This is a genomic window from Comamonas sp. lk, assembly GCF_900564145.1.
Classification (GTDB): domain Bacteria; phylum Pseudomonadota; class Gammaproteobacteria; order Burkholderiales; family Burkholderiaceae_C; genus Comamonas.
In genome coordinates, this window is record NZ_UOOB01000001.1 from 2223544 (window position 1) to 2242686 (window position 19143).

16 protein-coding genes are annotated in these 19143 nt (G+C 61.1%); 10 read left to right on the plus strand and 6 right to left on the minus strand.

Annotation, left to right across the window (positions count from 1 at the left end):
- Positions 1 to 105 precede the first annotated feature (105 nt).
- From EAO39_RS10235 to EAO39_RS10255, 5 genes are all read left to right on the plus strand, one after another.
- On the plus strand, positions 106 to 1179 hold the full coding sequence (locus EAO39_RS10235; protein WP_120967288.1) for a tripartite tricarboxylate transporter substrate binding protein: 1074 nt from the start codon (positions 106 to 108) through the stop codon (positions 1177 to 1179).
- Between the two features lie 147 nt (positions 1180 to 1326).
- Complete coding sequence (lgt, locus tag EAO39_RS10240) at positions 1327 to 2169, plus strand: prolipoprotein diacylglyceryl transferase (protein ID WP_120967289.1); 843 nt, start codon at positions 1327 to 1329, stop codon at positions 2167 to 2169.
- A gap of 190 nt (positions 2170 to 2359) precedes the next feature.
- Positions 2360 to 3784, plus strand: coding sequence for a malonyl-CoA decarboxylase (locus tag EAO39_RS10245; RefSeq protein ID WP_120967290.1), 1425 nt, complete (start codon positions 2360 to 2362; stop codon positions 3782 to 3784).
- A gap of 143 nt (positions 3785 to 3927) precedes the next feature.
- A complete protein-coding gene (locus EAO39_RS10250; RefSeq protein ID WP_240467091.1) occupies positions 3928 to 4899 on the plus strand; it encodes a tripartite tricarboxylate transporter substrate binding protein in 972 nt (323 codons plus the stop codon).
- Positions 4900 to 4992: 93 nt separating this feature from the next.
- Positions 4993 to 6558: a malonyl-CoA synthase gene (locus EAO39_RS10255; RefSeq protein ID WP_120970920.1), complete on the plus strand. Its 1566-nt coding sequence runs from the start codon at positions 4993 to 4995 to the stop codon at positions 6556 to 6558.
- A 98-nt stretch (positions 6559 to 6656) separates the two neighbouring features.
- Here EAO39_RS10255 and EAO39_RS10260 read toward each other — a convergent pair whose 3' ends face one another.
- The 6 genes from EAO39_RS10260 to EAO39_RS10285 form a co-directional block, all read right to left on the minus strand.
- The gene (locus tag EAO39_RS10260) at positions 6657 to 7955 is read right to left on the minus strand and encodes a DUF1254 domain-containing protein (RefSeq protein ID WP_240466948.1); all 1299 of its coding nucleotides are present in this window, start codon (positions 7953 to 7955) and stop codon (positions 6657 to 6659) included.
- Positions 7952 to 9259, minus strand: coding sequence for a DUF1254 domain-containing protein (locus tag EAO39_RS10265; RefSeq protein WP_120967293.1), 1308 nt, complete (start codon positions 9257 to 9259; stop codon positions 7952 to 7954). The genes EAO39_RS10260 and EAO39_RS10265 overlap by 4 nt, the downstream gene beginning before the upstream one ends.
- Positions 9259 to 10236 carry a tripartite tricarboxylate transporter substrate binding protein gene (locus tag EAO39_RS10270; RefSeq protein WP_120967294.1) on the minus strand — a complete coding sequence of 326 codons (978 nt, stop codon included), beginning with the start codon at positions 10234 to 10236 and terminating at the stop codon, positions 9259 to 9261. The genes EAO39_RS10265 and EAO39_RS10270 overlap by 1 nt, the downstream gene beginning before the upstream one ends.
- Positions 10237 to 10261: 25 nt before the next feature.
- Positions 10262 to 12331, minus strand: coding sequence for an acetate--CoA ligase family protein (locus EAO39_RS10275; protein WP_120967295.1), 2070 nt, complete (start codon positions 12329 to 12331; stop codon positions 10262 to 10264).
- Positions 12332 to 12354: 23 nt separating this feature from the next.
- Positions 12355 to 13170: an IclR family transcriptional regulator gene (locus EAO39_RS10280; RefSeq protein ID WP_120967296.1), complete on the minus strand. Its 816-nt coding sequence runs from the start codon at positions 13168 to 13170 to the stop codon at positions 12355 to 12357.
- A gap of 489 nt (positions 13171 to 13659) precedes the next feature.
- Positions 13660 to 14103, minus strand: a complete 444-nt coding sequence (locus EAO39_RS10285; protein WP_120967297.1) for a universal stress protein — start codon at positions 14101 to 14103, stop codon at positions 13660 to 13662.
- A gap of 112 nt (positions 14104 to 14215) precedes the next feature.
- Between EAO39_RS10285 and EAO39_RS10290 the strand changes: the two genes are divergently transcribed.
- The 5 genes from EAO39_RS10290 to EAO39_RS10310 all read left to right on the plus strand — a co-directional run bounded on the left by EAO39_RS10290 (position 14216) and on the right by EAO39_RS10310 (position 19116).
- A complete protein-coding gene (locus EAO39_RS10290) occupies positions 14216 to 16675 on the plus strand; it encodes a cation-translocating P-type ATPase (RefSeq protein WP_120967298.1) in 2460 nt (819 codons plus the stop codon).
- Positions 16675 to 16812: a cbb3-type cytochrome oxidase assembly protein CcoS gene (gene ccoS / locus EAO39_RS10295; RefSeq protein WP_120967299.1), complete on the plus strand. Its 138-nt coding sequence runs from the start codon at positions 16675 to 16677 to the stop codon at positions 16810 to 16812. Before EAO39_RS10290 ends, ccoS begins: the two co-directional genes overlap by 1 nt.
- A gap of 63 nt (positions 16813 to 16875) precedes the next feature.
- On the plus strand, positions 16876 to 18309 hold the full coding sequence (gene ccoN / locus EAO39_RS10300) for a cytochrome-c oxidase, cbb3-type subunit I (RefSeq protein ID WP_120967300.1): 1434 nt from the start codon (positions 16876 to 16878) through the stop codon (positions 18307 to 18309).
- A gap of 19 nt (positions 18310 to 18328) precedes the next feature.
- Positions 18329 to 18961, plus strand: coding sequence for a cytochrome-c oxidase, cbb3-type subunit II (ccoO, locus tag EAO39_RS10305; RefSeq protein WP_120967301.1), 633 nt, complete (start codon positions 18329 to 18331; stop codon positions 18959 to 18961).
- A gap of 17 nt (positions 18962 to 18978) precedes the next feature.
- Positions 18979 to 19116 (plus strand): CcoQ/FixQ family Cbb3-type cytochrome c oxidase assembly chaperone, encoded by a 138-nt coding sequence (locus EAO39_RS10310; protein WP_120967302.1) that lies wholly within the window; start codon positions 18979 to 18981, stop codon positions 19114 to 19116.
- The last annotated feature ends 27 nt before the right edge of the window (positions 19117 to 19143 follow it).

Consider the following 19143-nt stretch of genomic DNA (forward strand, 5'->3'; position numbering starts at 1 on the left):
CTTTTTGTCCGCGCTGGTGCCAGCGTTGATGGACAATCCCGACAGCCGCCGCAACCCTGAGGGTTGGGCGGCTGTCGTCATTTTTGCAATGAGGAAGTTTTCGCCATGAAGCAGGCCACAGGCCTTCAGTGGAGCAAGCTATACCCCAGGGTCAGGCGTGCTTTCGCTAGCGTTGTCAGTGTCTGCATTTTGGGCTCGGCAGGCTCGGCAGGCTCGGTGGCCTGGGCGCAAGGCTTGGTCGATGCGCGGCATGCTACATATCCGCAGCGTCCGGTGCGCCTCATCGTGCCCTTCACTCCCGGAGGCTCTGCCGACATCATCGCCCGCATGGTGGCCGATGCCATGCAGGCCCCGCTAGGGCAGGCCGTGATTGTCGAAAATCGCGCCGGCGCCAGCGGCCTGATCGGTGCCGAAGCCGTGGCCCATGCGGCGCCCGACGGCTATGTCATCGGGCTTGGCACCATCAGCACCCTGGCCGTCAATCCCGTGCTGCTGGCCCATGTCTCCCGCATAGATCCGAGCAAGGACCTGGCGCCGATCGTGGCCTTGACCTCGATTGCCTCGGTGCTCTCGGTACACCCCAGTCTGGGCGTGCACAACTATGGCCAGTTCGTCATGCTGGCGCGCAGCAAGCCTTCTTTGCTCAATATTGGTTCGTCGGGCGTGGGCTCGGTGGGGCATCTGATCATCGAGCGCTTGAATGCCTCGCTCAAGATTCGGCTGCACCACATTCCCTACAAAGGTCAGGGGCCGGTGGTGAGCAGTGCGCTATCGGGAGAGACGCATGTGCTGAGCGATCAGTATCCCTCGTCTGCCGCCCATGTGAATTCGGGTCGGCTGATACCGATTGCTGTGGCAGCGCAGGAGAGGCTGCCAGCCTTGCCCCAGGTGCCCACGTTCAAAGAGCTGGGTCATCCGGCTCTCAACGATCTGGCCATTACCTGGTTCGGTTTGGTGGCACCTGCAGGCACGCCGCCACAGATCATCGACAAGCTCAACACGGCTGCCAACGCCGTGTTGAACGAGCCCGTCATGCAGGAGCGCTTGCAGGCCATGGGGGTTCAGGTGCTGGGCGGATCGCCCCTGCAGTTGCGAGAGATGACGCAGGAGGCCAACCGCGGCGTGCGCGATATGGTGAAAGAAGGCTTGATCAAACTGGAAACCGTGCGCAAGCCTTGATGCAATGAAATCAATAGCTTGACGCGCTTGTCCATCAAGCGCTTGAGGCTGTTTTCATTGATGTGGCATAGGGTGGCGGGTCGCCGCAGTCCGGCCCGAGTGGTTTTCCTGCGGCGCATTCCTGGGGGCATGTCTGGCTACGGCACAATGCCTGTCATGCTGATGTATCCGCAAATTGATCCCGTTGCCGTGCAAATCGGTCCCCTGGCTGTGCACTGGTATGGTCTGACCTATCTGGCGGCATTTGCGCTGTTCCTGTTCCTGGGGACACGCCGCCTGCATCACCCGCCCTTCAAATACATGCGGGGCGATCAAGCCTGGTCGCGCAAGGATGTGGAGGACATTCTGTTTCTCGGCGTGCTGGGCGTAATCATCGGTGGGCGCCTTGGCTACTGCCTGTTCTACAAGCCAGACTACTACCTCACGCATCCGCTGGAGATTTTTGCCGTCTGGCAAGGCGGCATGAGCTTTCATGGCGGCCTGCTGGGCGTCATCGGTTCCATGGTCTGGTTTGCACATTCGCGCAAGCGCAGCTGGCTGCAAGTGGCAGATTTTGTCGCACCCTGCGTACCTACCGGGCTGGCTGCGGGCCGAGTTGGCAACTTCATCAACGGCGAACTCTGGGGGCGTGCCGCCAGCGCCGACCTGCCCTGGGCCATGGTGTTTCCGCAAAGCGGCTCCATGATTGCGCGCCACCCTTCGCAGATCTACCAGATGCTGATGGAAGGTTTGCTGCTGTTCATTTTGCTGTGGATTTATGCACGCAAGGAGCACAAGCCCGGCCAGGTGGCCGCGGTCTTCCTGTTCGGCTATGGCGTGTTCCGCTTCATTGCCGAGTATTTCCGCGAGCCCGACGACTTCCTGGGCATTCTGTCCCTGGGCATGAGCATGGGCCAGTGGCTGTGCATTCCCATGATTGCGGGCGGTGCGCTCATGTGGTTGTGGTGCGGCAAGAATGCGCCGTATAGCGTCAATCGCTCGGCGGCATAACGCAGCTTTGTTGCGCGGCCTAGCCCTCACCTCCTCACGACGCAGGCCCAGGCCTGCGTTTTTTGTTTCCGGGCGGGACGGCCCATGCCTGGGGTCACAAAATCTGCCCATAATGCTTGCAGACATGACTGCATATGCGGTACTTGCTTCTCGATTGAGAGCATCATCAACAGCACGCAAGGAGATGTGAATGGGTTGGGCAGCAGACTGGATCGAGCAGACCACGCTGTGGGTGCGTGGCGTAGAAGGCGACAAGCCTGGCAAAGATGGCGTGGAGCAGCGTCCGCTGGCAAAGCGCCTGGAGGCAACCCTCAAGCGCGGGCAGGAGGCATTGTCTCCGCGCGAGCTGCGTCGCCTGCTGGAAGATCTGCAGCAGGTGGCCGATGCTTCGCTGAGCGATGTAGAGGGCGGTCGCCATGCCCAGTTGCTGATGGACTGGTATGCCAAAGCGGCATTGCCGGCCCACAAGGATTTCTGGGCGTTGATCATCGAGCAGTTTGGCCCCGATGCCACGGCGCTGCAGGCTGCGCGCGAACGTTATGACAAGGCCGGCAGCGATGTGGAGCGCAGCGAAGCCGAGATGGGTTTGCGCCGTGCCTTGATGTCTTCGCGTACCCGGATGCTGCAGCGCTTTGCCCAGCCGCAGGGCGGCATGGGTTTTCTGGTCGATATGCGGGCCGAGCTGCTGGCCTTGCCCAAGGCTGAGCAGCGCTATGTGGCCTTGGATGCCGAGTTGGAGCATCTGTTTTCCAACTGGTTTGATGTGGCGCTACTGGAGCTCAAGAGCCTGAACTGGGATTCGCCTGCATCATTGCTGGAAAAGCTCATCAAGTACGAGGCCGTGCACGATATCCGCAGCTGGTCGGACCTCAAGAACCGGCTGGACAGCGATCGCCGCTGCTACGGCTTCTTTCACCCGCGCATGCCCAAGGTGCCGCTGATCTTTGTGGAAGTGGCCCTGGTAGACAAGATGTCCGACAGCATTGGGCCGCTGCTCGACGAATCGGCCGCCGCCGCCGATATTGCCAAGGCCAATACCGCCATCTTCTATTCCATCAGCAATACGCAATCGGGCCTCAAGGGCGTGAGCTTCGGCGATTCGTTGATCAAGCATGTGGTGGAGACGCTCACGCAGGAATTTCCCAAACTCAAGCAGTTCGCGACGCTGTCGCCGATTCCGGGTCTGCGCTCCTGGCTCTCCAAGCATGGCGATGCCGTGCTGGCCGAGCTGGACGACAAGCAGAAAGCGGCGCTGCAAGCCGCTGCCGGTGGCGTGGACATGGCGCATTTGCTGGCCGCGCTGGACGATCCGGCCTCGCTCAAGGAAAAATCTGCCGTGCGCCAGGCGGCCATGTTCTGCGCCGCACGCTATCTGGGGCGGGAAACTGCCAAGGGTCGTCCGCTCGATGCCGTGGCACGCTTTCACCTCGGCAACGGTGCGCGCGTGGAGCGCCTGAACTGGGCGGCAGACCTGTCGCCCAAGGGGCACAAGCAATCCATGGGGCTGATGGTCAACTATCTGTATGACCTCAAGCGTCTGGACAAGCACCGCAGCCTGCTGGCGCAGGGCAAGATTCCCGTCTCCTCCGAGATTGAATCGCTGTGCAAGAGCTGATGCGCATGGCGTGAGCGTGCTGCGTCAAGCCTTGCAAGCAAGCTGTCTCTGCGTCTTCTGACCACTCAGCCCGGCCATGCCGGGCATTCAGGAGAGATGCAATGCAGGAGTTTTCTAGGCAGCGACGCGCGCTGATCCATTCCATGGGCGCGCTGGCTGCGGGCGGTCTGTCCGGCTGGGCGGGCCTGGCCCAGGCACAGAGCTCGGCCGCTGGCGAATGGCCTGCCAAACCGGTGAATCTGATCGTGCCCTTTCCTGCCGGCGGCGGCACCGATGCATTTGCCCGGCCGTTTTCCAGCCAGTTTTCCAAGATCACCGGCAAGACTCTGGTGGTGGACAACCGGGGCGGGGCTGGCGGTACGCTGGGCGCGGCCATTGCCGCCAAGGCGCCGGCCGACGGCTACAACTTCTTCATGGGCGGTGCCCACCATGTGATCGCGCCATCGGTATACCCCCGACTTGAATACGACCTGGAGCGCGATTTCGTGCCGCTGGCACTGCTGGCCAGCGTGCCCCAGGTGCTGGTGGTCAATCCCAAGAATGTGCCGTTCAACACGGTGCAGGAGTTGCTGGCCGATATGCGCAGCAAGCCGGGAAAATACAACTACGGCTCGGCAGGCTCGGGCAGCTCTCACCATCTGGCCGGCGAACTGTTCAAGCTGCAGACCAAGACCTCCATACTGCACATCCCATACAAGGGCGCGGGCCCGGCGCTACAGGATTTGATAGCAGGCAATCTGGACATGGTGTTTGACGGCCTGGGTTCCTCGGCCCAGCACATCAAGAGCGGGCGCATCAAGGCCTTGATGGTAGCCGGCAAGGAGCGCAACCCCGCCTTCCCCGATGTGCCTTGCGCCGCCGAAGTGGGTCTGCCCGACTACACCGTGACCACCTGGTACGGGTTGTGGGCTCCCAAGAACACACCGGCCGCGATGCAGCAGCACATGCTGCAGGAGGTGCAAAAAATCGGTGCGGCCGAGGAGGTCAAGACCGCCTGGGCACGCAATGGTGCAGAGTACGGCAAGCTCAACCAGCAGCAGTTTGCGGCCATGATTCACAGCGAGATCCAGCGCTGGGCCCAGGTGGTCAAAGCTTCGGGAGTGAAGCTCGATTAAGCGCCGTGAGGGGCCAGCTCTTGGCCCTCGTATCGAGGAACTATGATGTCTCTCGCATCCCAGTTCCTCTTTCTTTGATCACCGATGACCGACATGCACCAAGCGAATCTCTACAGCGCCTTGCGCGCCGCATTTCCTGCTCAGATGGACCAAGTGGCGGTGGAGGCCGTGGAGCCTGATGGCCAGAGCCTGTACTACACCTGGGCCGATCTGGATCATGGCAGTGCGCGCATGGCCAATCTGCTCGATTCGCTGCAACTGCCTGAGGGCAGCCGCGTAGCGGTGCAGGTGGAAAAATCGGTCGAAGCCATGATGCTGTATCTGGCCACTTTGCGCTCCGGCCATGTGTTCCTGCCGCTCAACACCGCGTATCAAAGCGCAGAAATTGAATATTTCATCGGCAATGCCGAGCCCGCCGTCGTGGTTTGCGCGCCCGAAAATTTTGGCTGGGTCTCCAAAATTGCCTTCAACAGCGGCGTAGGCCATGTCTACACCCTGGGCACGGATCGCAGCGGCAGCCTGCTGGACCGCGCCGCCCACCATGGCGACGAGCAGCAGCCTGCCATGCGCAAGACCGATGATCTGGCAGCGATTCTCTACACCAGCGGTACCACCGGGCGCAGCAAGGGCGCCATGCTCACCCACGGCAACCTAGCCACCAATGCGGCCATGCTCAAGGTTTATTGGGGCTGGCGTACGCCTGAGCAGGGCGGCGATGTGCTGATTCACGCCCTGCCCATTTTTCACGTGCACGGCCTGTTCGTGGCGATTCATGGCGCTTTGCTCAACGGCAGCCCCATGATCTGGTTTTCCAAGTTCGAGCCTTCGGCGGTGATCGACCGCTTCAAGGACGCCACCGTCTTCATGGGCGTGCCTACGCTGTATGTGCGCATGTTGGCCGATGCGCGCCTGGACCGCGACAAGACCGCGAACATGCGTTTGTTCATCTCGGGCTCGGCGCCCATGCTGATCGAGACCTTCCGCGCCTGGAAGACGCGTACCGGTCAGGCCATTCTGGAGCGCTATGGAATGAGCGAGACCACCATGCTCACCTCCAACCCCTACACGGCAGATCCGCGCTACGGTAATGAGGACGAGCGCCGTGGCGGCACGGTGGGCTTTCCGCTGCCAGGCGTGGGTGTGCGCATTCACAGCGAAGATGGCCGGCCGCTGCCCGTGGGCGAGATTGGCAATATCGAGGTGCAAGGCCCCAATGTGTTTGCCGGCTACTGGCGCATGCCCGAGAAGACGGCCGAGGAGTTCACCAAGGACGGCTGGTTCAAGACCGGCGATGTGGGCATGCAGGACGCACGCGGCTATTTCTCCATCGTGGGCCGCAGCAAGGACTTGATCATCTCGGGCGGCTACAACGTCTATCCGGCCGAGGTGGAAGGCTTTATCAACGAGCTGGCCGGAGTGGACGAAAGCGCGGTGGTCGGCGTCTCTCACCCTGACTTTGGTGAAGTGGGCGTGGCCGTCATCGTGCCGCGCAAGGGTGCGCAGGTCGATGGACAGAAAATCATCGACGCCCTGAAGGTCAAGCTGGCCAACTTCAAAGTGCCCAAGCGCTGCTATGTGGTCGATGCCCTGCCGCGCAACACCATGGGCAAGGTGCAGAAGAAGCTGCTGCGCGACCAGTACCAGAAGGAGTTTGTCTGAGAATGCACTGACAAACTCCTCGGCGCCGAGCCGAGCCCGGCCGGCTGGCTGGGTTAGGCCGGTGCAGACGGCGCTGGAATTGCGTGGCGAGGCCAGGGCTATATGCCGTTAATCGCTTGGGGCTCCAGCCGAGTCAATGCGGGGTAGTTGAAGCTGCACTCCAGGTGAGTCTGGCGAGGTTGATACAAGCGCAGCGTCAGGTAAAAGCTCTCGCGCGGCGCCGGTAGCCAATTGACCGCATCATCAGCAGGCTTGGAGTGCCGCATTGTCAGGCGCAGGCCGCCTTCGGAGTCCCAGCGCAATCCTGGGGTACGGTCACCGATGGAGTAGCGATCGATAGGATTGTCTACAAGCAGGCAATCGGTCTTGCGGTACATGGTTAGCGACCAGAAAGCGTCAACCTGAGGTGCCTTGCCGGGGGGGAAGTACAGCTCATAGCAAAACTGGCCGTCCAATGCATTGCCTTGCGCGTCCACTTCTGCGACCAGATACATGGCCTCTTCAATGCCAAGCGCGCCAATCATGTTGCGTGCCACGCGAGCGCGTAAGTCGAACTGCTCTTCCCAGTCCGTGCAAATCGTAACTGGCAAGCTCCACCCGCCTCCTTGATCGGAGGACTGTGTGTCGTCGCGCAGCTCCTGACAAACATCGACCAAGGCCTGTTGAAAATCGGCCAGGCGCGCCTGGCAAGCCTTGCTCCACAGCGGCAAGGCTATGGTGTCGTCTCTAGGTGAATGGTTGCGTGTCCAGGCGGAGTCCACAACGGCTTTGTATTGTGCTGTCTCAGGCGTATCAGTCTTTCGGCCGTTCATGCCGGCGACGAAAGTCCGTGCCGCAGGCTGTCCGTCGCTTGCCCGCACAATGGAAAACTGTTTCTGTAAGCATGCGACTTCGGCCAGATCGGTCTCGTCTGGCGACACCAGAATGCGACCAATGATCCAAACGTCTGTCCCTGGGGCGGTAATTTCAATCATGCCTTCAGGAACGATTCCCTGCCATTGAGGGCCATGGACGAACAAGCGCTGAGCATGATTTCCAGTGGTCCGGCGGCCCGCATAGGCGAATGGGTTGGTCCACATGTCAAGGAAACCCAGCGTCCAGTAACGCTCTCCCATGGCGGGCACGTGAATGACCAAAGGTCCCTCGGACAAGTCAAGCCAGGTATTGGTGTACAGCGTGTCATTGTTGGGCGTAACGACTTCGCGATCGCTGGGTGTGAGCAAGCGCTTGGAATGCGTGAAGGTGTTGGCCCAACGCAGCCCGGAGTCTGGATCACCGCCGGCGAAACCATGCACCGGATGCTTTCGCGGTGCGGTGGCCGCACGCATGCGCATCATCTCGAACAAGGGAAGCGTACGGGTGACCGCTTGATGGAGGTTGCGGTTAGAGAGGTTCACGAGATGCGCTCCAGTGGAGGTAAACAGTAGCTGCCGCTCAGGAAAGCCGGCTGTGGGTGATACAGCCGCAGGATGAGATAGAAGCCGCCGCTTGGCGCAGGCAGCCAGTTTTCCGCGGGGCCGGATGGCTGCTGGTGCGCTATATGCAGGGTCAGGCTGCCGTCATCGTTACGTACCAAGGGGCTGCGGTTGCCCAAGGCATGGCGGCGCAGGGCGTTGGGTGCGAGATAACGGTCTTCGCCATAGAGGGTGATGGACCAGAATGCATCTGCGGGAATTCGGCCGCCATCATCGAAATGCAAGCGGTACACATGCTCTCCGGTCAAGAGTTCTCCCCGGTCGTCGTAATCGGTCACAGCGTAGATGGCTTCATCTGCCGCCAGCGCTCCCAGCCCTTTCCATGCGGTGGAGGCTCGAAGCATCAAATCGTCTCCGTAGCGCCCCAAGCGCGTGGAGTAGCGCCATGGTGCTTTTGAGGCTGCACGACCGGCACCATCGATCATCTGCATCGCTGCCCGATACGCGGCGCGCAGCCCTTCCATGGTTGCAGGCCTTAGCTCACCCAAAGCTCCGTCAGGAGAAAGCCTCAGGTTCGCGTTGCGTAGCAGCTCGAACACTCCGCGTTGAGAAGCTGGAGGCGCAAAATCATCGAGCGCACGCGCAAGATTGCAGAGAAAGTCGAGTACCGGTTCGCCACCAGACTGCCAAAGGGCCACGCTGGGTGGCGCAGAGGCGGTGGGCTGTCCCGCAATCTGCAGGCCGGCCTGAAAATCACGTGCAGCTTGCTCGTCCTTGTCGCCATCCACCAGGACACGGCCCAGCACCCAGACCAGGTCGGTGGGACTGTGGATAGGCGTTGTGCCTGCTGGCGCGTCGGCGTCGCTGCCACTGGGGCCTATGATTGCGAAGCGCTCGCCATCCAGAGCCGTGTTGCGTGTGCCGATGTTGTGAAAGTTGTTGGTGTAGACATCCATCAACTCCAGCACAAAGTAACGCCCGGTCTGGGGGCGCACCGTGATGACGATCGGCCCCTGGCGCAAATCCAGCCATGCATTGCTGTAGAGCAGGTCATTGGCAGGCGTGACAATGTCACGATCGCGGTCCGTCCAGCGCTCGCGACTGTGACCGAATTGGTTGAATGGTGCCCGCCCGTAGGCAGGCTGCCCTGGCGAGGTCTGCACATGGCATGTACGCAAAGCTTCAAGCAGCGGGTAGCCGGCAACAATGGCCGGTATCACCGCATGCGCCGTCCAGGCCGCTTGCGGGCTGCTGAACTCCTGGGTAAGAAAATTCGTGCCCATCATTAGTCGACCTTTGCACCACTTTGCTGAACAAGGCGCGCCCAGGTCACCATGTCTGCCCGCCATTGCTCGTTGAATTCCGCGCGCGAGTTGGGCACCGCATCCAGGCCCAGATCATGGAGGCGAGCTTTCAGCTCGGGTTGGCGCATGACGCGCTCTGCTGCCAGAGCTATTTTTTGCGCTTCGGCCTCTGGCATGCGTGCCGGCCCAAACAGACCGAACCAGCTATCGGTATCGAAGGCGATGCCGCTTTCCTTGAAGGTGGGAGCCTGGGGCAGGGCAGAGGTTCGCCTGGAGCCTGCCACCGCCAGAACCTTGATCTTCCCACCGCGGATGTGCGGCAGTGCAGCGGCAACGTCCAGCATGCCGACCTGAATTTGCCCGCCAATCAAATCCTGAAGCAGCGGAGCCACGCCTTTGTAGGGCACATGCTCCATAGGAATACCGGCCAGCGAACGAAGGCTCTCCGCCGCCAGGTGCCCGCCCGAGCCGTTACCCCATGAGCCATACAGCACCGGTGTTTTTGTGCGTTTCGCCAGAGCCACCAGCTCTGTAACGGTATTTGCCGGGTAGCCCGGGTGGGCCACCAGGATGTTTCCGGTCTGGGCAATGCGGGCCAAGGCGGTGAAATCCTTGGCGGTGTCGTAACGCAAGCCCTTGAGTAGCGAGGGCGCAATCGCCATGGTGCCTGTAATACCGAGCAGCAATGTCCGGCCATCCGGTGTGGCTCTTGCGGCCTGTGCTGCACCGATGGTCCCGGTCGCGCCGCCAATGTTTTCCACTATCACCGTGGTATTTAATTCCTTGCCTAGGCTCTCGGCCATCAAACGACCCACGACGTCGGTTCCGCCACCTGCCGGAAAAGGAACGATGAGTCGAATCGCTTGCTCAGCAGCAAAGATGCTTTGCCATGGCGCTGCGGCCAGCAGGGCTGCGGCTGCAAGCAGGCTGCGACGTTTCGGATGCTGGTTGTTTTGCATAGGTGCTGTCTCCTTGGCTGATCACTCAGAGGTCTTTGAAACTCACGACGGCATCCGCTGCGGCCACGCCTTCGGCCGTCACCATCAGCGGGTTGATTTCAAGCATGGCCAGGCGTGGCCCCAATGCGGCAGCCAGTTCGCCAAAGCGCACAACCGTGTCCACCAGAGGCTGGGCATCCACGATAGGGCGGCCGCGCCAGCCCCCCAGCAACTTGAGAATGCCGAATTCCTCCAGGCAAGTTCGTACTCGTGCTTCCGAGGTGGGGGCCATTAAAACGGCTGTGCGGGCATGCAACTCAACCGCCACTCCGCCTTGGCCCAGCACCATCACCGTGCCGAAAACCGGATCGAAACGAGCACCCAGCATCACCTCTGCCAGGGGGTCCAGCTTGCGGGCAACGAGCACTCCCTGGCGTCGCGCCTGAGGCGCCAGACGGGAGACAGATTCCAGAATGGCGTCATAGGCCTCTCGCACCTCGGTCTCACTGCGCAGGCCCACGCGAACACCGCCCACATCGCTCTTGTGTAGCAGGTCTGCGGAAACGATCTTGAGCACGGCCTGTCCGCCCAATGCACGCCAGGCCGCAACCGCCTCATCGGCCGAATGGGCCACCTGATGCGGAGCCGGGGCAACCCCATGTTCGGCCAGAAAAGCCAGAGCGTCCGCTTCATTGAGCACCTCAGGCGCAGGTGCTAGCGTTCGAGGTTGAGGCAGAGTTTCCGCGCGATAGGTGGCCCAACGCGCTTTGGCGGCCATTGTCTCCACGGCGTGGGTGGGCTCCTCATAGACCAGGCAGCCCGCTTCCAGCAGCTCGCGGCGTGTGGCCTCGTCGGCGATGCCGCTGAGGGTGATGGACATCTGGGGAGCCGCAGCCATGGTCTCGCGAATCATTTGAATGATGGCTGGCGACAGAAACTTGGAGGCGAGTGCCGCAGCCACGAAGATCGTCACTGCATCGTATTCACCGCAAGTGGCAGCCCCGTGTGCGGCCATGCCAAACACGGGCAAGTCGGCCGTGAACTGGCCTGTGATGTCGATGGGGTTGTCGGTTGCGCAAAACGGGATGCGTGTACGCAAGGCATCGCCCGTGGAAGCTGGCAGCGCAGGCAAAGCCAGGCCCTCATCCGATGCCGTGTCTGCCATCAAGGTTCCTACGCCCCCAGATACCGTAACGATGGCCAGCCGATTTCCGCGTGGCAGTGGCCCGGTGGAGAAGGCCTGACCCAGGCGAAACATTTCATCCACCGTGCGAGCCCGGATGGTTCCGGTCGAGTCGAATACGGCCTGGTACACCGCATCTTCGCCCGATAGGCTGGCCGTGTGCGACATGGCGGCACGCGCCCCGGCCTCCGTGCGCCCCACCTTGGTCACGATCACCGGCTTGCCAGCGGCGCGGGCTTTCGCAAGCGCACGCTGCAATGCAAGTCCATCGCGCGTGCCTTCTATGTACGCCAGAATGACCTGAGTCTCGGCGTCGTCGGCCAGCCAGGAAATCATGTCTGCGACAGAAACCGAGGCTTCATTTCCGGTGGTAATCCAATGGCTGAGCCCCAGCCCCGCTTTACGCGCCAAGGAGTATGCATAGGCGCCGAAAGCGCCGCTCTGGCTCACGATGGCCACCGAGCCGGTGTTCGGTACGCCCGCTAACGGCGCCGGAGAAAACGTTGCAAACAGATTTCGCCGGAGACTCATGATGCCCAGGCAATTGGGGCCCAGCAGTGCCATGCCGCCCTCCCGGGCGCGCTTTGCCATGCGAGCTTGGACCTGAGCTCCTTGAAGCCCCATCTCCGCAAAGCCTGAACTGAGCACGACGGCAGAGCGTGTGCCTTGCGCAATCAGCTGCTCAATTGCTGAGTCAACGCCGGCGGCGGGCACTGCCACAATGGCCAGATCGGCGGGCTCCGGTAAATCCGCAATGGCTGGGTAGGACTTGAGACCCTGCACCTGTGCTGCGGCAGGGTTGACCGGATAGATACGCCCCGCGAAACCCAGCTGCTTGAGCAGGTTGACCGGCATGCCGCCTACCTTCTGCGGGTTTTGAGAAGCTCCAATGACAGCGATGCTGTCCGGGGCGAACAGTGGTTTCAAGTCCATCCTGATGTCTCCTAGTTAAAGCTTTATGTTTGCTCTACGCCGGCTGCCAGCTCGCACCTTCGTACCAGACTCACCAGCTGGGGTCCGACGTGAGAGATCATTTCCTCCGGGCTCATCTGAGTGCCGGGCACGGCGCAGTTGAAAAGCAGATGTCTGGACCCATGGCGAATGCGGGAACACAGGGCAACGCCGTTGACGCCAAAGCCGGCATCGCCAACGTTCACTGCAAAGCCACGCCGCCCCTGCATAGACAGAGACTCGTCGATGCCGCTTTCACACCTGGCCAGTTCTTCAGGGCGCAAGGCCTTCAGCTGTTTCAACACCTCGGTGCGTGCGTTTTTGTCAATCGAGTACAGCCAAGCACGGCCCATGGCCGTGCTTGCCACACTGCGTACGGCACCGACGTCTGGCCGCGCCAGTATTCCGTGGCGATAGGAGCAGGTCTCGACATAGAGCACGTCCAGCCCCATGGGCACACCAATCGAAACTGCCCCGCGAATCTGGTTGGCCAGCGCCTGTATGTCAGGCTTGGCCTGGGTGCGCAGAGGGATGGAGCTGAGATAGGGGTAGCCCAAGGCCACGGCAGCCGGTCCGATGAAATAGCGATCAATGCGCTCATCGTGGTCCAGATAGCCTAGCTCCATCAAGGTGTGGCACAGCCTGGAAACCGTGGGGCGCGGCAGTCCCAGCAGGTCGGCCAGTTCACTGTTTGCATAAGGCCGTGGCTCGCGCAGAAAGGCTTGCAGAATCATCAGGCCTTTGGCCAGCGTTCCCGCAAAATTGGGATTGCTTTCGCGGACGACGTCCACGTCGGATTGGTGCAGAAGCTGGCGGATCATCGATTCAATGTAGGTGAACCGTTCCTGCTTTCAAACCTCAGTTTCATTATTCAAAACACGCGTAGGCTTTCTTCGGGCAAACCATAGGCATGGGAGAACCTGCTGACAGGCTTTGGCGATCTGGGACGAACTCGCTCGGCGAGAGCGGGCGGTGTCGCTGCATGCACTGTTTCTGGCCGGGGTGGTGCAGAGCCTGATGGAATAGCTCGATCAGTGTCTGGTCGTCGGAAAACAAGCCCGGGTTCTTGGGCATCAGGGCGCGATGGGCGCTGCTCTGGGGCTCAGAACGCCCTTGTGAGAGCCTGTTTTTTATATGCAGCCAGGTCCTTTGACTTTTACCTTGACTCACGAATTGATAGCTACTAGCGCATATTTCTTATGGGCTGGAAGCCAAAACGAACAAAAGCAGCCTGAGTGCAAGCTGCTTTTGTTTTTGTGTGAGCGCCTGCTTTCAATCAAGCGAAGCGTAGCTGAGGTTGTGAGATGGCGTTAGCGCAGCACCAGCACCGGTATATGCGAATGGGTGAGCACGTGCTGGGTCTCGCTGCCCAGCAGCAGGCGCTGCAGGCCCTTGCGGCCGTGAGAGGCCATCACGATCAGGTCGCAATCGCGTTTTTTGGCGGTTTCCACAATGCTTTCTGCCACCAGGTCGGAGTGCACCACCTCGGGGGTCACGCTCACTTTGTGCTCCTGACCCAGGTTTTTGATGCCGCCTAGCAGCACCTGGGCCTGCTCCGTCCACTGCTCTTCTATGCGCTTGGCTTCCTTGATGTCCTGCAGATCCGTGCCTTCCATGTAGCTGCGCGGGTAGTGCGAGACCACCTTGAGTGCGACGACGCTGGCGCCTGAGAGCGCAGCCAGCTCAATGCCGGCGCGTACGGCTTTGTCGGAAAGTTCTGTTCCATCCGTTGCGATGAGGATGCGGTTGTACATAGCGAGCTCCTTTTGGTGGGCGGATTGATGCTTTAAAGCATAGGACGGTGCGGGGTGATGTCAGTTGATCAAGGTCAAGCTCATTATGATCCCCTCGCGTTAAGCTTCAAACATGTATCACAACCATCCTGTCACGCCTGATCAGGCCACGCAGGTGGCTGCCGGATCAGATCCCCAAGTCCCGCCGCCGGCTGGCAATCTGCTGCTGGACGACCCACAGGAGTGGAGTTCGTTCGGCCGGCCCGCAGATGCCAAGGCGGCCTCTGCTGCCTCCTTGGACGAACCCACGGCATTTCCGGTCTGGGAATCGCATCTGGTATTGGAGGGCATGCACTGTGCGGCCTGTGCGCTCACCATTGAAGAGGCGATGCGCGCCGTACCCGGCGTGCAAGGGGTTGAAGTCAGTGCTGCCACGCGCCGTGCCCGTGTCGTCTGGCGTCCCGCCCAGGTGCTTCCATCCCAGTGGATGGAGGCCATTGCGCGTGCGGGTTACCGCGCGCTGCCGGCACGCGACGCTTTTCTGCGCGAGCTGCGCCAGGCCGAGACCCGTCGCGCGCTGTGGCGCTGGCTGGTAGCCGGTTTTTGCATGATGCAGGTCATGATGTACGCGTGGCCGGCCTATGTCTCCAAGCCCGGCGATCTGACACAGGAGTTCGAGACCTTGCTGCGCTGGGCTTCGTGGGTGATTTCTCTGCCTGTCGTGCTGTTTTGCTGCGGCCCGTTCTTCAAGAGCGCACTCAAAGACATCAGTCAGCGCCGCGTGAGCATGGACTTGCCGGTGGCGCTGGGCATGGCCATCACCTTCATCATCAGCACGCTGGGAACCTTTGATCCCTCCGGCCCCTTTGGTCATGAAGTCTTTTTCGACTCGCTGACCATGTTTGTCTTCTTCCTGCTCACCGGTCGCTGGCTGGAGCTGCGTTTGCGCGATAGCACGGCTGGCGCGCTGGAAGCGGTCATGAATCGCCTGCCGGACTCGGTGCTACGCAAGGCGCCAGACGCAGGTACCTTCGAGCGCATTGCCACACGCCGCCTGCGCGTGGGCGATGTGGTGCGCGTGCTCGCCGGCGAAGCCTTTCCCGCAGACGGCACGATTGTGCGCGGCACCACCCATGCCGATGAGGCCTTGCTGACGGGAGAATCCACGCCCGTGCTGCGCGCCCAGGGCGATAGTGTGACCGCAGGCAGCTACAACCTTGATGCGGTGGTGGATGTGCGTGTGGACGGCGTTGGCGCCAACACCCGTTTTGCGCAAATTGTGGATCTGATGGAAAGCGCATCGCTGCAAAAGCCGCAATTGGCCCAGATGGCCGACAAGGTGGCGCGTCCTTTTCTCGTCGTGGTGCTGCTGGCGGCGTTGGCGGCGGCCGTTTGGTGGTGGCCCGAGGACCCGGGCAAGGCGCTGATGGTGGCGGTGGCTGTGCTCATCGTGACCTGCCCCTGCGCACTGTCCCTGGCCACGCCGGTGGCCATGCTCACCGCCGCCGGCACGCTGGCACGCCATGGCGTGCTGGTGCGTAATCTCAATGGGCTGGAAGCGCTGGCCGCCATCGATACCCTGGTGTTTGACAAGACTGGGACCTTGACCCGCGACGGCCTGGTGTTGCGTGCGCTCACTCCTGCTGCCGGGCAGAAGCCGGACGAGCTGCTGGCGCTGGCCGGCTTGCTGGCCAGCCAATCCATGCACCCTGCGTCGCGCAGCGTGGCGCAGGCAGCGGCCAAGGCCGGAGGATCGGCATCCGCCTGGGTGCTGGAGTCGGTGCAAGAACTGGCCGGGGCTGGTCTGCAGGCCAGTGTTCATGAAATCAATAGCGCATCCCGCAAGCTGCATCTGCGTTTGGGGTCGGCTGCGCATTGCGGTGTGGCCGAACTGGCGCCGCAGGCATCCGGGCAAAGCGTGCTCTTGGCACAAAAGACGCCGCAGGGCTGGCAGGCGCTGGCGCAATTTCATCTGAGCGAGGACCTGCGCGATGAGGCACCGCAAGTCATCAAGGCGCTCAAAGCGCATGGCGTAAGCGTGTGTTTGCTCTCTGGAGATCGCAATGCGGCCGTGCAGGCCGTGGCGCAAAAGCTTGGCATTACCCAGGCGCAGGGCGACTGCCAACCGCAGGACAAGCTCGAGCGCATGCAGGCCATGCAGGCGGCCGGTCATCAAGTGGCCATGGTGGGCGACGGCCTGAACGACGGCCCAGTTTTAGCTGGAGCGCATATCTCTTTTGCGTTTGGTAGAGCAGTACCGCTGGCACAATCACGATCAGACTTCGTGGTACTGGGAGACAGCCTGGAGTTAGCGCTGCAAAGCCTGTTGCTGGCCCGACGGACCTTGTCCGTGGTGCGCCAGAACCTGGGCTGGGCAGCAGCCTATAACGCGATCTCTATTCCTCTGGCCCTGATGGGCTGGATGCCTGCCTGGCTGGCAGGGCTTGGCATGGCGCTGAGCTCTTTGCTGGTCGTCGCTAACGCAGCCCGTCTAGCACGTGCGTTGCCGCTGCAGGTTGCAAATAGCAACGCGTCTGACCCCGCGCATCTTGCGCCGGGCACCGTCATGCCACTGACTCAAGGAGGCCGCTGATGGACATTCTCTATGTGTTGATACCGCTTTCGGTCGTGCTGGTGCTGGCCATTCTTGCGGCCCTTTGGTGGGCAGTTTACCGGGGACAGTTCGAGAGCGTGGAACAAGAAGGCGAGCGCATTCTTCGCGACGATTGATGTGGCTCAACGAGCCAGATGAGAAACCAATGAACACTTTGCAAGAAATCTAAGAGGTGCCCGATGGAAGCAACAAATAACAATGCTGTCTATTACGACGACAAAGTCGTAAGGCAGTTCTCTATCATGGCCGTGGTGTGGGGGGTGGTTGGTATGGCTGTAGGCGTGTTGATCGCCTCGCAGCTGGCTTGGCCCGAACTGAACTTCGGCATTCCCTGGCTCAGCTATGGCCGTCTGCGCCCGCTGCACACCAATGCCGTGATCTTTGCCTTTGGCGGCTGCGCGCTGTTCGCCACCAGCTACTACGTGGTGCAGCGCACCTGCCACACCAAGCTGTTCATGCCCAAGCTGGCCAGCCTGACCTTTTGGGCCTGGCAGTTGGTGATCGTGGGCGCGGCCATCAGCCTGCCTCTGGGCTACACCCAGGGCAAGGAGTACGCCGAGCTGGAATGGCCGATTGACCTGCTGATCACCGTGACCTGGGTCTCGTATGCCATCGTGTTCTTCGGCACCATAGGCATACGCAAGGTCAAGCACATCTATGTGGCCAACTGGTTCTTCGGAGCTTTCATTCTGGCCGTGGCTCTGCTGCACGTGGTTAACAACATCTCCATCCCTGCGGGCTGGATGAAGAGCTATTCCGCCTATGCCGGCGTACAAGACGCCATGGTGCAGTGGTGGTACGGCCATAACGCCGTGGGCTTTTTCCTGACCGCCGGCTTTCTGGGCATGATGTATTACTTCATCCCCAAGCAGGCCGGCCGCCCTGTGTACTCGTATCGCCTGTCGATCGTGCACTTCTGGGCCCTGATCTTCACCTATATGTGGGCGGGTCCGCACCACCTGCACTACACCGCGCTGCCTGACTGGACACAGTCCGTGGGCATGGTGTTCTCGCTGATCCTGCTGGCTCCCAGCTGGGGCGGCATGATCAACGGCGTGATGACGCTGTCGGGTGCCTGGCACAAGCTGCGCGATGACCCCATCCTGCGCTTCTTGATCGTGTCCCTGTCCTTCTACGGCATGTCCACCTTCGAAGGTCCGATGATGGCCATCAAGACGGTGAACGCCCTGAGCCACTACACCGACTGGACCGTGGGTCACGTGCACTCCGGCGCTCTGGGCTGGGTGGGTCTGATCACCATGGGTTCGCTCTACTACCTGATTCCCCGTCTGTTCGGTCGCGAAAAAATGCATTCGATGCAAGCCATCGAGCTGCACTTTTGGATGGCGACCATCGGCATCGTGCTCTACATCGCGGCCATGTGGATTGCCGGCGTGATGCAAGGCCTGATGTGGCGCGCCGTCAATCCGGATGGAACGCTGACCTACACCTTTGTGGAAAGCGTGAAGGCGACCTATCCCTTCTACGTGATCCGCGTCACCGGTGGTCTGCTGTATCTGGGCGGCATGCTGGTGATGGCATGGAACACCTGGAAGACCGCCATGGCCGGTCGTCCCGTGCGTGTCCCCGTGGCTGCTGCGGCATACGCCTGAGCATTGAGGAGTCAAAGCAATGTCTGACAACAACAACGCAGCTCCCAAGAGCTTTTCCCACGAGAAGATAGAGACCAGCAACTTCCTGCTGATCGCACTGACACTGTGTGTGTTGGCCATCGGCGGGTTGGTGGAAATCGTTCCGCTGTTCTTTCAGAAATCCACCACGGAAGCCGTGGCCGGTCTCAAGCCTTACACACCGCTGCAGCTGATGGGCCGCGACGTCTATCTGCGCGAAGGCTGCTACAACTGCCACTCGCAGATGATCCGTCCCTTCCGCGCCGAGACCATGCGCTACGGCCACTACTCGGTGGCTGGTGAGTTCGTGTACGACCATCCCTTCCAGTGGGGTTCCAAGCGCACGGGCCCCGACCTGCATCGCGTGGGCGGCAAGTACAGCGATGAATGGCATCGCATCCACCTGAACAACCCGCGTGATGTGGTGCCCGAGTCCAATATGCCTGCCTACCCCTGGCTTGAAACCAGCAAGGTCGATGACAGCGCCGTGGCCCAGCGCATGAATGCTCTGCGCAAGGTGGGCGTGCCTTATACCGACGAGGAAGTCGCCGGTGCGCAAGCCCAGGTCAAGGACAAGACCGAGATGGAGGCCGTGATCTCCTATCTGCAGGTCCTGGGCCGTGCCGTCAAGTAACAGAGAAGGGACTGGATATGGATATCACCACCATGCGCATCGTGGCCACGCTGGCATCGCTGGCGTGTTTCATCGGCATCTGGTGGTGGGCTTATGCCCGCCGCAACCAGGCCCGTTTTGACGAGGCAGCTCAGCTTCCGTTTCTGGAAGACTGAGGCCGCACACCACAACGAGAACAACCC

Bases quoted from the DNA above. Each gene is read 5' to 3' on its own strand.
- EAO39_RS10235 (WP_120967288.1), top strand. From the start codon at position 106: ATGAAGCAGGCCACAGGCCTTCAGTGGAGCAAGCTATACCCCAGGGTC.
- lgt (WP_120967289.1), top strand. From the start codon at position 1,327: ATGCCTGTCATGCTGATGTATCCGCAAATTGATCCCGTTGCCGTGCAA.
- EAO39_RS10245 (WP_120967290.1), top strand. From the start codon at position 2,360: ATGGGTTGGGCAGCAGACTGGATCGAGCAGACCACGCTGTGGGTGCGT.
- EAO39_RS10250 (WP_240467091.1), top strand. From the start codon at position 3,928: ATGGGCGCGCTGGCTGCGGGCGGTCTGTCCGGCTGGGCGGGCCTGGCC.
- EAO39_RS10255 (WP_120970920.1), top strand. From the start codon at position 4,993: ATGCACCAAGCGAATCTCTACAGCGCCTTGCGCGCCGCATTTCCTGCT.
- EAO39_RS10265 (WP_120967293.1), bottom strand. From the start codon at position 9,259: ATGATGGGCACGAATTTTCTTACCCAGGAGTTCAGCAGCCCGCAAGCG.
- EAO39_RS10270 (WP_120967294.1), bottom strand. From the start codon at position 10,236: ATGCAAAACAACCAGCATCCGAAACGTCGCAGCCTGCTTGCAGCCGCA.
- EAO39_RS10275 (WP_120967295.1), bottom strand. From the start codon at position 12,331: ATGGACTTGAAACCACTGTTCGCCCCGGACAGCATCGCTGTCATTGGA.
- EAO39_RS10280 (WP_120967296.1), bottom strand. From the start codon at position 13,170: ATGATCCGCCAGCTTCTGCACCAATCCGACGTGGACGTCGTCCGCGAA.
- EAO39_RS10285 (WP_120967297.1), bottom strand. From the start codon at position 14,103: ATGTACAACCGCATCCTCATCGCAACGGATGGAACAGAACTTTCCGAC.
- EAO39_RS10290 (WP_120967298.1), top strand. From the start codon at position 14,216: ATGTATCACAACCATCCTGTCACGCCTGATCAGGCCACGCAGGTGGCT.
- ccoS (WP_120967299.1), top strand. From the start codon at position 16,675: ATGGACATTCTCTATGTGTTGATACCGCTTTCGGTCGTGCTGGTGCTG.
- ccoN (WP_120967300.1), top strand. From the start codon at position 16,876: ATGGAAGCAACAAATAACAATGCTGTCTATTACGACGACAAAGTCGTA.
- ccoO (WP_120967301.1), top strand. From the start codon at position 18,329: ATGTCTGACAACAACAACGCAGCTCCCAAGAGCTTTTCCCACGAGAAG.
- EAO39_RS10310 (WP_120967302.1), top strand. From the start codon at position 18,979: ATGGATATCACCACCATGCGCATCGTGGCCACGCTGGCATCGCTGGCG.